Genomic DNA, 12,863 nt, shown 5'->3' with positions numbered 1-12,863 from the left:
CACACCACCCCGCCCGGGCGGCGACAGGTGTCTCAGCAGCACCGGCGCTGCGGGTTGCGCTCGAGGGCCTCGGAGCGGTGGCGCTCGAACTCCCGGCGCGTCATGGGCTCGAGGCCGTCGCGGCGGCAGCGCTCGAGGTGGTCGTCCCACTTGGCCTCGCCGGAGAGCTCCCGGACGTACCAGCGCACCCCCGCCGCCCACCGGCGGACGGTGTCGCTGGGGCGCTCCCGGGCGGGGCCCGTCACGTCGGCGCTCACCGGTGCGAGCCCGCGGTCTCGTGGCGCCCGGCCTCGGCGGCGCGGACGGCCTCCTTCTCCTCCGCGGTGGCGAAGAAGTCGGCCGGGGCGACGATCTGCGAGGGGGTGTGCGGCACCTCGGTGGTCGGCAGCGAGCCGGCGCGGGCGGCCCTGACCCAGACCTGGACGGCGCTGACCACGATGACCAGGACGAGGACCGCGAAGCTGGCCTGGATGAAGCCGTTCACCGTGGAGTTGAAGACCACGGTGTCCATCTGGCCGACGTCCTGCGCGGGGGCGAGCACCTCGCCCGCGTCGCGGGCACTGCGGTAGCGGTCGGCCTGCGCGAAGTAGCCGATGGCCGGGTTGTCGCTGAACACCTTCTGGTAGCTCGCAGTGAGCGTGACGACGAGGTCCCACGCCAGCGGCACGGCCGGCACCCACACGTACTTCCACCAGCCGTGCTTGCAGAACAGCGTGACGCAGAGGGTCAGGGCGATCGCGGCGAGCAGCTGGTTGGCGATGCCGAACAGCGGGAAGAGCTGGTTGATGCCGCCGAGGGGGTCGGTGACCCCGACGTACAGCATGTAGCCCCAGGCGCCGGTCGTGGCCGCGGACGCCGCCCAGGCGGCCGGCTTCCACGAGGTGTCGCCGAACCTGGGCCAGAAGTTCCCGATGGTGTCCTGCAGCATGAAGCGGCCCACGCGGGTGCCGGCGTCGATGGCGGTGAGGATGAACAGCGCCTCGAACATGATCGCGAAGTAGTACCAGAACGCGGTCATCCCGGAGCCGAACGCCTCGCTGAAGATCATCGAGATGCCGAACGCCAGGGTGGGTGCGCCGCCGGTGCGGGAGACCAGCTCGGTCTCGACGGACTCCGAGAACGCGTTCAGCTGGTCCGGGCTGATGGTGAACCCGAGGGTGCGGACGAACTCCGAGGCGCCCTCCGCGGTGCCGCCGGTGACGCCGGCGGGGGAGTTCATCGCGAAGTACAGGCCCTGGTCGATGACGCAGGCGGCGATGATCGCGCTGACGGCCACGAAGGACTCCATCAGCATGCCGCCGTAGCCGATCATCCGGACGTGGCTCTCCTTGGCGATCATCTTCGGGGTCGTGCCCGAGGAGATGAGGGCGTGGAAGCCGGACAGCGCGCCGCAGGCGATCGTGATGAACAGGAACGGGAAGAGCGAGCCCGCGAAGACGGGTCCCTCGCCGTTGCCGGCGAACGGGGTGACGGCCTGGGCCTGGAGCACCGGACGGGCGAGGATCAGCCCGATCGCGAGCAGGAGGATGACCCCGACCTTCATGAAGGTCGACAGGTAGTCGCGCGGGGTCAGCAGCATCCAGACGGGCAGGATCGAGGCGACGAAGCCGTAGACGACCATCATGATCGTCAACGTCTCGGGGCTGAGCTCGAAGGTGGAGGCGAGGCCGGAGTTCTCGACGACGCCGCCCAGCGCGATGGCGCCGAGGAGCAGGGCGACGCCGATCGCGGTGACCTCCATGACCCGTCCGGGACGCAGGAAGCGGAGGTAGACGCCCATGAAGAGGGCGATCGGGATGGTCAGGCCGATCGCGACGACGCCCCACGGCGACTCGGCGAGGGCGTTGACGACCACCAGGGCGAGCACGGCGAGCAGGATGATCATGATCGCGTAGACGGCGATCAGCGCGGCGACGCCGCCGACGACGCCGAGCTCCTCGCGGATCATCTGGCCGAGGCTCTTCGCGTCGCGGCGCATCGAGAAGAACATGACGACCATGTCCTGCACCGCGCCGGCGAGGATCACGCCGACGACGATCCAGATCGTGCCGGGCAGGTAGCCCATCTGCGCGGCGAGGACCGGGCCGACGAGCGGGCCGGCGCCGGCGATGGCGGCGAAGTGGTGGCCGTAGAGCACCCGGCGGTCGGTGACCTCGAAGTCGGAGCCGTCCTCCATCCGCTCCGCGGGGGTGGCGCGGGTGTCGTCCAGCTTCAGCACCCGGCGCGCGATGAACTTCGAGTAGAAGCGGTAGGCGATCAGGTACGACGAGACCGCGGCGAACAGGATCCACAGCGCGGAGACGTCCTCGCCACGGTGCAGCGCCAGGACCGTCCAGCAGGCGGCGCCGACCAGGGCGACGAGCACCCAGATCGCCATCGACAGCGGGGTGGGACGGCGGGACGTGGGTGGCGTGGCCGACCCGCCGGGCGGGGTGCCGGAGGGCCCGGACGCGCCGGGCGGGGTGGTGGTGTCGGTGGCCATGTCGCTGCTCCCGGTGCTCGGCGTACGTCGTGCCGGCGCTCGCGGGAGCACGGGTTGGCGCCCGGCCCACGGGCTGCGCGGCCGACCCACCATATGCCCGCGCTGTGTGACCGGCGCCACGGGCGCGCCGTCCGGCCGCCCGGGGGCTTGCGCAACGCTTGTGCCTTGCTTGCGGATTCACCCACTGGTACGCCGCGTCGCGGTCCGGCATGATTCTTCTCGTACCGAGGAACTGACCCGAGACGGTTTCTCGGTACTCCAGAACCGCGGAGCTGACCCGAGACGGCTCCGCGGTTCTGCATTTCCCGGGGTTCCTCCTCCGCGCGCACGCCTGTCGGTGCCATGCGCGACACTGGCGGTGTGGACGCCGCCACCTTCACCTCCGCGTACGCCCAGGGCTTCGCCCGGGTCGCCGCCTGCACCGCGCCCGTCGTGGTGGCCGACCCGGCGTCCAACGCCCGGACGGTCGTCGAGCAGGCCCGCGCCTGCCACGACCGCGGCGTGGCCGTCGCGACGTTCGCCGAGCTGTGCCTGTCGGGCTACGCGATCGACGACCTGCTGCTCTCCGACACCCTCCTCGACGCCGTCGAGGCCGGGCTGGCCGAGGTCGTCACGGCGTCGGCCGACCTGCTGCCGGTCCTCGTCGTCGGCGCGCCGCTGCGGGTCGGCAACCGCCTGCTGAACTGCGCCGTCCTCGTGCACCGCGGCGCCGTGCTCGGCGTCGTCCCGAAGTCCTACCTCCCGACGTACGGCGAGTTCTACGAGCGGCGCCACTTCGCCGCCGGCGACGAGCACCGCGGGGGGAGCCTCCGGCTGCTGGGCGCCGACGTCCCCCTGGGGCCCGACCTGCTGCTCGACGTCGTCGACGTGCCCGGCCTCGTGGTCCACGTCGAGGTCTGCGAGGACCTCTGGGTCCCCGTGCCGCCGTCGGCCGAGGCCGCCCTGGCGGGGGCGACGGTCCTGCTCAACGTCTCCTCGAGCCCCATCACCATCGCCCGTGCCGACGTGCGGCGCCTGCTGGTGCGCAGCGCCAGCCTGCGCGGGCTCGCCGCCTACGTGTACGCCGCGGCGGGCGCGGGGGAGTCGAGCACCGACCTCGCCTGGGACGGCCAGACGATGGTCTACGAGGCCGGGGACCTGCTGGCCGAGGGGCCGCGGTTCGCCGCCGGGCCGCAGCTCACCGTGGCGGACGTCGACCTGCGCCGCCTCGCCGCGGAGCGCCGCCGTCAGGGCACCTTCGACGACAACCGCCGCACCCACGCCGACCGCGTCGGGGGCTTCCGCCGCGTGACGACGACCCTCGACCCGCCGACCGGTGACATCGGTCTCGAGCGCCGCGTCGACCGCTACCCCTTCGTGCCCGACGACCCCGACCGGCTCGCCCAGGACTGCTACGAGGCGTGGAACATCCAGGTCGCCGCGCTCGAGCGCCGGCTGACCTCGATCGGGTCGCCGAAGATCGTCATCGGGGTGTCCGGCGGTCTCGACTCCACGCACGCCCTGGTCGTCGCGGTGCGGGCGATGGACCGGCTCGGCCGGCCCCGCAGCGACGTGCACGCGGTGACGATGCCCGGCTTCGCGACGGGCGCGACGTCGAAGGACCTCGCGACCCGGCTCTGCGCCGCCCTCGGGGTGGGGTTCGAGGAGCTGGACATCCGGCCCGCCGCGACCCAGATGCTCGCCGATCTCGGCCACCCGTACGCCGACGGCGAGGAGGTCTACGACGTCACGTTCGAGAACGTCCAGGCCGGTCTGCGCACCGACTACCTCTTCCGGCTGGCGAACCACCGGGGCGGGATCGTCCTCGGCACCGGCGACCTGTCCGAGCTGGCCCTCGGCTGGTGCACGTACGGCGTCGGCGACCAGATGTCGCACTACGGCGTCAACGCGGGGGTGCCGAAGACGCTGATCCAGCACCTGATCCGGTGGGCCGCCGGCTCCGGCGAGCTGCCCGACGAGGCGGGCCCCGTGCTGACCGAGATCCTCGACCAGGAGATCTCGCCCGAGCTCGTGCCGGCCAAGGAGGGCGAGGCGCCGCAGTCCACCGAGGCCGCGGTCGGGCCCTACGCGCTGGCCGACTTCGCGCTGTTCCACCTCGCCCGCCAGCACCACGGCCCGTCGCGGATCGCGTTCCTCGCCTGGCACGCCTGGCGGGACGCCGGGGCCGGCGCCTGGCCGCCCGACCACCCGGAGGCCGGGCGGACGTCGTACGACCTGGCGACGATCAGGCACTGGCTGGAGCTGTTCTGCCGGCGCTTCTTCGCCGCGCAGTTCAAGCGCTCGGCGCTGCCCAACGGGCCCAAGGTGTCGGCGGGCGGCACCATGAGCCCGCGGGGGGACTGGCGGATGCCGTCCGACGCCTCCGCCGCCGCCTGGCTGGCGGAGCTCTCGGAGGTGCCGGACGCGGTGTGACCCCTCAGGCGCCGAGCGCCTCGCGGACCGCGTCGCGCAGCCCGAGCGGGGCGCGGCCGAGCAGACGCGTGAGGTCGTCGGTGGGCACCTGCAGCTCGCCCGCGGCGATGCCGCGGTCGACGTCCGCGAACGTCTGCGCGGCGGGCTCGGGCAGGCCGGCACCGAGGAGCACCTGCTCGAGCTCGGAGACGGTGACGTCGTGGTGGGCGACCTCGCGGCCGGTGGCCTCGGCGACGGCGGCGGCGATCTCGGCGAGCGTCACGGCCTCGCCGCCCAGCTCGTACGTCGCCCCGGCGTGGCCGTCGCCGAGCAGCACGGCGGCGGCCGCCTCGGCGTACTCGCGGCGCAGAGCGACGCTGACCCGGCCCTCGCCGGTGGCGCCGACGACGCCGTGCTCCAGGAAAGTGTCGACCTGGCCGGTGTAGTTCTCGACGTACCAGCCGTTGCGGAGCAGGACGTGGTCCACGCCCTCGTCCGCGGTGGCGGCCAGGAGCACCTTCTCGGTCGCGGCGTGCTCGGCGGCGAGCGCGAGGGACGTGGTGTCGGCGTGCGGCGCGGAGGTGTAGGCCACGAGGCTCGCGCCCGCGGCGACGGCGGCCTCGATCACGGCGGTGTGCTGCGCGACCCGCTGCCCGAACTCGTCCCCGGAGACGAGGAGCACCCGCTCGGCGCCCGCGAGGGCGGTGCGCAGCGAGTCGGGGTCGGAGTAGTCGGCGCGGCGGACGTCGACGCCACGTTCGGCGAGGTCGGCGAGGGACTCGGGGCGCCGCGAGGTGGCGACGACCGAGGCCGGGTCGGCGCCACGGGCGAGCAGGGACTCGACGGCGGCGCGGCCGAAGTGGCCGGAGGCGGCGGTGACGACGATCGACATGAGGGTTCCTCCCGGGTGGTGGGCCCCGTGCGGGGCCGGTCGTGGGAGGAACGGGAACACCCTGTTGCTACTTCCCGTTGGAGAGCAGGCACCTTGAAGTGCCGTAGCAACCCCGAGGAGAGCATGATGGTCCACGCACCGGATCCCTACTCGCGGCTGTGCCCCAGCCGGCAGCTGCTCGACCGCATCGGCGACAAGTGGACCGTGCTGGTGATGGGGGTGCTGACGCCCGGCCCGCGGCGGTACGGCGACCTGGCCCGCGCCATCGACGGCGTGAGCCAGAAGATGCTCACCCAGACCCTGCGCCACCTCGAGCGTGACGGACTCGTGACGCGGACGGTCCACGCGACCGTGCCGGTGCGGGTCGACTACGAGCTCACCGCGCTGGGGCGGTCCCTGACCGGGCCCCTCGCGGTGCTGGAGGCCTGGGCGCGGGACAACCTCGCGTCGATCGAGGAGGCCCGGGCCGTTTACGACGACGCGCGGGACGCGAGCAGCGCGAGCGCGCCCGTCACGACGTACCAGGCGACCACCGGGTAGATCGCGACCCGCTCGGCGAGCCCGGTGGCGCCGTCGACGAGGAGCAGCGCGACGCCCACGACGCCCAGCACGGTGGCCGCGAGCGTGCCGACGGCGTACCGACGCAGGGCGGGGTCGGCGAGCGAGGCGACGCCGGCGACGCCGACCGCCAGCGTGGCGCCGCCGATGGCCGCGGTCGCGGCGACGAGGTGGAGCGCGGTGACGCCCTCGCCGAGGGGGAAGAGCCCGACCCCGGCGTTGCCCGCCCCCGTCACGACGAAGAGGGCGACGACCAGCCCGCGCCAGCGGGGGAGCAGCGGCGAGAGCAGCGAGGCGCCGAGGACCACCAGCAGGCCGTGCACCCCGAGCGAGACGTTGAACGCCGTCGCCCTCGGTGAGCAGCCGCCGTCGGGCATGCACGCGGGTCGGCCGAGGTCGCTGACGACGTCACGCGCGGCGTCGTACGACGTGCCGGTCCAGGCGCCGATCGCGACGAGCTCGACGACGACGTACTGCAGCACGAGGAGCCACACGACGCCCCCGAGGAGCAGGCGCCTGCAGGTCGTCGTGGTCATCACCGCGAACCTAGTTGGAGCGGGTCGACGGGTTTCGGCGCGGGGGGCCCGGGGAAGTCTGCGCTGACATGGACGACCTGACGACGGACCACTCACCGGCCTCGGGGCGCAGCATCCCCGACGACTACCCGCCCTTCCTCTACATCCCGTGCATGGAGCACGTGACCGACGGGTCCCAGGCCCGCGCGCAGTACCGACGCACCCGCGACGGCCGCTGGGCGCTGCTCGTCTACTCGGCGCTGGACCGGCTCCACTCGTGCTGCGGCAAGGACCAGCCGTGGTTCGGGCTGCCGACGGCCAGCCTCCAGCTGCTCTACGACGCCCACCCGTTCGACGTCGTCTACACCGACATGTACGTGCCCGAGGAGCGTCGCGCGGAGGTGTCCGTCTGATGGCCGTCGACGCAGGCGGCGGAGGCGGTGGTGGCAGCACCATCGTGATGGACGCCGCGACCATGACCGCGGTCGAGGACGGGCTGAAGCGTGCCGCCGAGACCTTCGACGCCGCGGGCGGGTCCCGGGCGAGCACCGGGGGCACCGGGCTCGCCGAGCCGCTGCTCGTGACGATCCTGACCCGCGCCTGCGAGACAGCGAGCCGGGTCGCGTTCGAGTCGGACCTGCTGGCGGGCGCGGTCGCGGACTGCGCCGGTGACGCGAGCAGCACCGACGCCGCGAACGCCGAGGCGATGCTGACCGAGGGGACCGGATGAGCGACCTGGACACCGAGATCGAGGGCGAGGTCGCCAACATCCGGGCCGTCGCCCGCTGGCTGCGCGGCGACCTGAAGAGCGGCTTCAGCGACCACGGCACCGCCGTGGGGCGGCAGCGCAACGCCGCCGCCGGCGACTGGCAGGGCGAGGCGGGCACGGCGTTCGGCCAGCGCGCCCGCACCCTCGTCGTCTCCAGCGAGGACGGCGCCTCCCACACCGAGGTCGTCGCGCAGCTGTGCGACGACGTCGCCGAGGACCTGCGGACCGCGCTGGAGGCGATGGAGGGCGTCCGCTCCCGGGCCCGCGGGGGTGAGCTGAGGGTCGACGGCCACTGGGTCCGCGACCCCGGCCAGGGGCCGCCCGAGGCCGGCCCGTCGCCGACCGGGGACGTCTCGCAGGCGGAGGTGTCCGCCTGGGAGGCGAAGGACCAGGCGGTGCGCGAGCACAACCGGAAGGTCGAGGTCTGGAACCGGTGCGTCGAGGACGCCGACGCGGCCCACCGGGCGTGGATCGACGCGCTGGACTCCGCCGGCAGCCTGTGGGAGCGCTACGACACCCAGTACGCCGGGCTCACCGCCGGGCTGCTCGGCTCGGCGTTCCAGCTCGAGGTGGTGCGTCGGGTGACCCCGGTGATGGTCGGACAGGTCGACGAGATGATCACCCGTGCCGAGCAGCTGCGGGCCCACGCCGACGCCCTCAAGACCCCCAGCGGGCACGTCGTCGACCCGCCCCGCTACTACGACCTGCTCGACGAGGCGCAACGTCTCGACGACGCCGTACCGCCGGCGCGGGCGAACCTGCCGAGCTGGGAGCTGCCGCGGGGCCTGACCCGCGGGCTCGCGATCCTGGACGTCGCGGCCGCCGGCTACGGCATCTACTCCGACTGGGAGGAGGAGGGCCCGACCCAGGCGATCGTGTCCAACGCCGTCCCGGCCGCCGCCGGGATCGCGTCCGGCATGGCCGCCGGTGCCTACATCGGCGGCGTCGCCGGCAGCTTCATCCCCATCCCGGGCGTGGGCACCGCCATCGGTATCGTCGGCGGCGCGGTCGTGGGTGGCGTCGTCGGCGCCTTCACCTCGGGCGCGATCGACTCGATGTTCGACAACGGCGTCACCGCGGTCGGGGACGCCGTCAGCGAGGGCTGGAACGAGGTCGAGGAGATGGGCAGCTCGATCGCGGACGGGGCAGGAGCGGTGGCCGATGGGATCGGGAACGCCTTCGACTCGATCTTCTGACCGACCCGCCCGGCCCTGGTACGCCAGCCGGCCCGTCGCGTGGTTCACGGTCGCGGTCTGCGGCGTCGTCGCGGCGTCCCTGGCCTGGCTCGGCGCGACGCAGCCGTCGGAGCGGCCCGGCGCGTTCGTCGTGGCGGCCGTGATGGGCAGCGTCGCCCTGCTCGTCGGGGCCGCGCAGCGCCCCGTCCGGTCACGATGGACGGCCACCGACGTGGACGGTCGTCCCGCGTGGCGGCTCCGTCTCGGTGACCCGGTCGGCGCCGTCCTGGTCGCGGTGGTGCTCACCGCACTGACGGTGCTGCTCGCCGGGCTCGTCGCCGCCGACCCCGTGCCCGGGCGCCTGGTCCTGTTCGGGGTCCCCGGCCTCCTCGTGGTCGTCGGGGCGGTCGAGATGTGGCGGATCGCGCTCGTACGACGCCCGCACCTGACGCTCACCGCGGACCGGGTGGAGCTGCGCAGCCCCGGCCTCGACGCGGTCGTGGCGTGGCGCGACGTCGCGACGGTGGAGAACGCCGGCGGTGCGCGGCACGCCTCCGTCGCGCTCCTCGCCGTGCGCGGCGCCCCGTCGTACGACGCCCGGACGCGGCGGCTGCTGCTGCCCACGGACCGGTTGCCGGACCAGCTCGCGGTGGCGGTGCGCATGCCGCTGGTCCCCGACCCGGCGGGCCTGCTGCGCCTGCTGCGGGAGCTCCACGCCGCTGACGAGGGGTCGCGAGCGGCCCGTCTGCAGGGCCCGCCCCCGGGCTGACCCCGCTCCTGCGAACCTTTGCCGCGCCTTAGCGGAACGCTGGTTCGTCCTTAGTGGCGCTCGGCGCACTCTTCTTCTCGTCACCCCGACACACATCCCCGAGGAGAACCCGATGAACATCGTCACCCGCGCCGCCGCCCTCGTCGGCACCACCGCCGCCATCGCCCTGCCCGTCACCCTGCTCAACGCCCCGGCGGCCAACGCCGACGTCGACCGTCAGGGCAGCTGCGGCGGCGCGCAGTTCGACTTCAGCGTCGACCGCGACGACGACCGTCGCAACAGCTACGAGATCAGCTTCGACCTGGACCGCGCGGCCGACGTCAAGTACCGCGTCGTGCTGAAGCAGAACGGCAACACCTACTACAACGCGGCCCGCACCCCCGACCGTGAGGGCGACATCGAGGTCGAGCGCAACCGCGCCAACACCTCCGGCGCCGACACCTTCCTCTTCAAGTACCGCAACACCGTGACCGACAAGGTCTGCAGCCGGACGATCACCGTCCGCTGACGACCCCCGGCGGGTCTCCTCTTCCTCCCGCTGACGCTCTCGCCCCCGGCCCGCACCCGCGGACCGGGGGCGAGGTGCGTCCGGGGTCCCGGCGTCCTGGCCGGCGCGGGGCCCACGGGCCTAGTGCGGGGGGCCGAGGCGGACGGCGATGCGGGCGCCGCCGAGGTCGGACGACCCGAGCTCGACGTCCCCGCCGGACGCCTCGGCGGTGCGGGCCACGATTGACAGGCCGAGGCCGGTGGACCCGCTGCCGCTCTCCCCGCGCCCGGCGACGTCGAGGCCGTCGGGGAAGCCGGGACCGGAGTCCTCGACGACCACGAGCGCCCCGCCGCCGTCCGGTGCGCCGAGCGTGACGCGGAGCGCGGCGCCCTCGTCGGTGTAGGAGAAGGCGTTGTCGAGCAGGACGTCGAGGATGGCGGCCAGGTCCTCGTGGCCCGAGGCGACCGGCACGCGGTGCCGGGGCAGGTCGACGGTGAAGTCGCGGGCCTGGTCCTCGGCCAGCGCCCCCCAGAAGGCGGCCCGCTCCTCGACCACCGCGCGCGCGTCGGTCTGCGCGACGATGCCCTCGCGCTGGGAGCGGCGGGCCTCGCGGACGACGGAGTCCAGCGCGTGCTCCAGGTCCTCGAGGTCCTGGGTGAGCCGGAGCCGGGCGACCGGGTCCTCGACCTGGTCGATCCGCAGCCGTAGCGCGGTCACCGGCGTCCGGAGGCGGTGGGAGAGGTCGGCGACGCTCTCACGCTCCCGGTCGAGGAGCTGCTCGATCCGGCCGACCAGTCGTCCCAGCGCCGAGCCGAGGTCCTGGACCTCCGACGGCCCGCCCACCGGCACCGGGTCCGGGCGGGTCCTCTCGCCGAGCTGCTGGGTCCAGCCGGCGAGGGCCCGGATCGGGGTGGTGAAGGTGCGGCCGAGGCGCTCGGCCAGGACGATCGCGCCGGCCAGCAGCAGGATGCCGAGCAGCGCGAGCACCAGGTAGGCGCGCAGCACCCCGGAGCCCAGGCCCGGCTGGGCCACGTCGACCTGGATGACGGGGATCGACGCCTCGCTCGAGCGCCCGAGCGACACCGGCACCAGGATCCGCGCGCCGCCGTCCGACGTGTCGTCGATGCGGGCCTGGCCGGTCTCGCGGGCCTCCTCGACCCGGTCGTCCGCCTCGGCGTCGGGTCCGACCGCGTCGCCGTCGGGGAAGTAGACGGTCGTCGTCGTCGGGCTCCCGTCGTTGATGCGCTCGACGTAGACCGAGACCTCGCCGCGGTCCTCGCCCGCCCCCGACACGACGGTCTCGGTGGCCTGCACCTCGAGGGCGGCCTGGACGATGCGGTCCTCCAGGGCGTAGTCACGCACCAGCACCGCCATGGGGACGAGCATCGCCAGCAGGACGATCGAGACCGTGGCCGCCACCGTCAGGCGCAGCTGACCTCTCACGGTCGCGTCACTCCGGGGCTGCGAGTCGTACGCCGACCCCGCGGACGGTGCTCAGGTACCGGGGCTCCGTCGCGGACTCGCCGAGCTTGCGTCGCAGCCAGGAGAGGTGGACGTCGACCGTCTTGTCGGACCCGCCCCACGCCTGCTGCCACACCTCGCTGAGCAGCTCCCGCTTGGTGACGACGTCCCCGGCCCGCTCGGCGAGGTGCACCAGGAGGTCGAACTCCCGGGGGCTGAGGTCGAGGGCGACGTCGTCCAGGGTCGCGCGGCGCGCGGCCACGTCGATCACGAGACCGCCCACCACGAGGCTCTGCCGCACGGTGCGCCCGGCGGCCGCCCGCCGGAGGACCGCGCGGATGCGCGCCTCGAGCTGGGTGGTCGTGTAGGGCTTCACGACGTAGTCGTCCGCGCCGGCGTCGAGGGCGCTGACCAGGGACGGCTCGTCGTCCCGGGCGCTCGCGACGATGACCGGGACCTGGCTCACGGCGCGGAGCATCGACAGCACCTGGGTGCCGTCGACGTCGGGGAGCCCGAGGTCGAGGACCACCAGGTCGGGCTTCGTGTCGACCGCGGCCGCAAGGCCCTGCATGCCGGTGCGCTCGGACCACACGGCGAACCCGTGGTCGGCGAGGGAGCGCACGACGAGCGGACGGATCCGGTCGTCGTCCTCGATCACCAGCACCTGGACCACGCCGGAACGGTACCGGGGCCCCCCGCGACCCCCGAGTCCTTATCCGCGCCTTAACCGTCCTTTGGTCCGGCCAGGAATGTCGCTGTCGCAGACTGTCGTCGTGGACAAGCGGGTCGGCTACGCGGTGGCGTGGGTGATCTGCGCCGTCGTGGCCATCGCGATCGGCATCGCGGCCGTCACCACGGTGGGGGCGTCGGTCCGCGGTCGAGGTCCCCTCGGCGACGGCGACATCGAGCGCCCGCAGCAGGCCGACCTCGTCGCCTCGCCGCGACCCGGGGCGGAGCGGGTCGCGACGACCGTCAGCCGCGAGTTCGGCGAGCTCGACGTCGAGTGCCGCGGCGCGGTCGCGTACGCCACGGACGCGCGGCCCGACACCGCCGCCGGCTGGGAGGTCGTGTCGTTCGAGCCCGGCCCGGACGACGACGTCGACGCCGTGTTCAGCAACCGCGGACGGTCCATCGAGTTCGAGGTCTACTGCAACCGCGGCCAGCCCGAGCTCGCCGACTACGAGACCAACACCCTCCCCGGGGACGACGACTGACCGCGCGCGGTCTCGGCTCGCTCCGCTGGGGCGTCGTACCGCTGGTCACACGCGTCCCTCCCGTCCCGGGTTCCGCCGCTCGGCTGGTGAAACCCCGACCGGGCTGACGACGTTTCGTCAGCCAGGACGGGGTTCCGGGGGCCAGGCGGC

At 73.8% G+C, this 12,863-nt stretch carries 14 protein-coding genes; 8 read left to right on the top strand and 6 right to left on the bottom strand.

All coding sequences use genetic code 11. The annotated features are described in order from the left end of the window. Window positions 1-32 precede the first annotated feature (32 nt). On the bottom strand, window positions 33-257 hold the full coding sequence (locus Q0858_RS18270) for a YbdD/YjiX family protein (protein ID WP_299057539.1): 225 nt from the start codon (window positions 255-257) through the stop codon (window positions 33-35). Further along, the gene (locus tag Q0858_RS18265) at window positions 254-2,482 is read right to left on the bottom strand and encodes a carbon starvation CstA family protein (protein ID WP_299057536.1); all 2,229 of its coding nucleotides are present in this window, start codon (window positions 2,480-2,482) and stop codon (window positions 254-256) included. Before Q0858_RS18265 ends, Q0858_RS18270 begins: the two co-directional genes overlap by 4 nt. A gap of 360 nt (window positions 2,483-2,842) precedes the next feature. Here Q0858_RS18265 and Q0858_RS18260 point away from each other — a divergent pair, with 360 nt between their 5' ends. Beyond that, on the top strand, window positions 2,843-4,894 hold the full coding sequence (locus Q0858_RS18260) for an NAD(+) synthase (RefSeq protein ID WP_299057534.1): 2,052 nt from the start codon (window positions 2,843-2,845) through the stop codon (window positions 4,892-4,894). Between the two features lie 4 nt (window positions 4,895-4,898). Here the strand turns inward: Q0858_RS18260 and Q0858_RS18255 are convergent, their stop codons facing one another. Further along, entirely contained in the window at window positions 4,899-5,765 is an 867-nt protein-coding gene (locus tag Q0858_RS18255) for an NAD(P)H-binding protein (RefSeq protein ID WP_299057532.1), read from the bottom strand. Window positions 5,766-5,891: 126 nt separating this feature from the next. Between Q0858_RS18255 and Q0858_RS18250 the strand changes: the two genes are divergently transcribed. After that, window positions 5,892-6,305, top strand: coding sequence for a helix-turn-helix domain-containing protein (locus Q0858_RS18250; protein ID WP_299057530.1), 414 nt, complete (start codon window positions 5,892-5,894; stop codon window positions 6,303-6,305). On the opposite strand, the gene Q0858_RS18245 is transcribed toward Q0858_RS18250, so the two are convergent. Continuing rightward, window positions 6,236-6,859, bottom strand: a complete 624-nt coding sequence (locus tag Q0858_RS18245) for a DUF998 domain-containing protein (protein ID WP_299057528.1) — start codon at window positions 6,857-6,859, stop codon at window positions 6,236-6,238. The two genes, Q0858_RS18250 and Q0858_RS18245, sit on opposite strands and share 70 nt — an antisense overlap. Window positions 6,860-6,927: 68 nt before the next feature. Between Q0858_RS18245 and Q0858_RS18240 the strand changes: the two genes are divergently transcribed. From Q0858_RS18240 to Q0858_RS18220, 5 genes are all read left to right on the top strand, one after another. Beyond that, complete coding sequence (locus tag Q0858_RS18240; protein ID WP_299057527.1) at window positions 6,928-7,251, top strand: SAV_915 family protein; 324 nt, start codon at window positions 6,928-6,930, stop codon at window positions 7,249-7,251. Beyond that, complete coding sequence (locus tag Q0858_RS18235) at window positions 7,251-7,568, top strand: hypothetical protein (RefSeq protein WP_299057525.1); 318 nt, start codon at window positions 7,251-7,253, stop codon at window positions 7,566-7,568. The genes Q0858_RS18240 and Q0858_RS18235 overlap by 1 nt, the downstream gene beginning before the upstream one ends. After that, window positions 7,565-8,803, top strand: coding sequence for a hypothetical protein (locus Q0858_RS18230; protein WP_299057524.1), 1,239 nt, complete (start codon window positions 7,565-7,567; stop codon window positions 8,801-8,803). Before Q0858_RS18235 ends, Q0858_RS18230 begins: the two co-directional genes overlap by 4 nt. Next, on the top strand, window positions 8,769-9,551 hold the full coding sequence (locus Q0858_RS18225) for a hypothetical protein (RefSeq protein WP_299057522.1): 783 nt from the start codon (window positions 8,769-8,771) through the stop codon (window positions 9,549-9,551). Before Q0858_RS18230 ends, Q0858_RS18225 begins: the two co-directional genes overlap by 35 nt. Before the next feature lie 112 nt (window positions 9,552-9,663). Then, on the top strand, window positions 9,664-10,059 hold the full coding sequence (locus tag Q0858_RS18220; protein WP_299057520.1) for a hypothetical protein: 396 nt from the start codon (window positions 9,664-9,666) through the stop codon (window positions 10,057-10,059). A 120-nt stretch (window positions 10,060-10,179) separates the two neighbouring features. Here the strand turns inward: Q0858_RS18220 and Q0858_RS18215 are convergent, their stop codons facing one another. Beyond that, window positions 10,180-11,481, bottom strand: coding sequence for a HAMP domain-containing sensor histidine kinase (locus tag Q0858_RS18215; protein WP_299057518.1), 1,302 nt, complete (start codon window positions 11,479-11,481; stop codon window positions 10,180-10,182). Between the two features lie 7 nt (window positions 11,482-11,488). Then, window positions 11,489-12,172, bottom strand: coding sequence for a response regulator transcription factor (locus Q0858_RS18210; protein ID WP_299057516.1), 684 nt, complete (start codon window positions 12,170-12,172; stop codon window positions 11,489-11,491). Between the two features lie 100 nt (window positions 12,173-12,272). Here Q0858_RS18210 and Q0858_RS18205 point away from each other — a divergent pair, with 100 nt between their 5' ends. Next, window positions 12,273-12,713, top strand: a complete 441-nt coding sequence (locus Q0858_RS18205) for a hypothetical protein (protein ID WP_299057514.1) — start codon at window positions 12,273-12,275, stop codon at window positions 12,711-12,713. Window positions 12,714-12,863 lie beyond the last annotated feature (150 nt).

The organism is uncultured Nocardioides sp., assembly GCF_947489365.1.
GTDB lineage: Bacteria > Actinomycetota > Actinomycetes > Propionibacteriales > Nocardioidaceae > Nocardioides.
This window is presented reverse-complemented; position numbering and strand designations above follow the sequence as displayed.

Coding starts and splice junctions, on each gene's coding strand:
- Q0858_RS18230 (WP_299057524.1), top strand. CDS start 7,565: ATGAGCGACCTGGACACCGAGATCGAGGGCGAGGTCGCCAACATCCGG.
- Q0858_RS18255 (WP_299057532.1), bottom strand. CDS start 5,765: ATGTCGATCGTCGTCACCGCCGCCTCCGGCCACTTCGGCCGCGCCGCC.
- Q0858_RS18265 (WP_299057536.1), bottom strand. CDS start 2,482: ATGGCCACCGACACCACCACCCCGCCCGGCGCGTCCGGGCCCTCCGGC.
- Q0858_RS18245 (WP_299057528.1), bottom strand. CDS start 6,859: ATGACCACGACGACCTGCAGGCGCCTGCTCCTCGGGGGCGTCGTGTGG.
- Q0858_RS18250 (WP_299057530.1), top strand. CDS start 5,892: ATGGTCCACGCACCGGATCCCTACTCGCGGCTGTGCCCCAGCCGGCAG.
- Q0858_RS18240 (WP_299057527.1), top strand. CDS start 6,928: ATGGACGACCTGACGACGGACCACTCACCGGCCTCGGGGCGCAGCATC.
- Q0858_RS18225 (WP_299057522.1), top strand. CDS start 8,769: ATGGGATCGGGAACGCCTTCGACTCGATCTTCTGACCGACCCGCCCGG.
- Q0858_RS18220 (WP_299057520.1), top strand. CDS start 9,664: ATGAACATCGTCACCCGCGCCGCCGCCCTCGTCGGCACCACCGCCGCC.
- Q0858_RS18235 (WP_299057525.1), top strand. CDS start 7,251: ATGGCCGTCGACGCAGGCGGCGGAGGCGGTGGTGGCAGCACCATCGTG.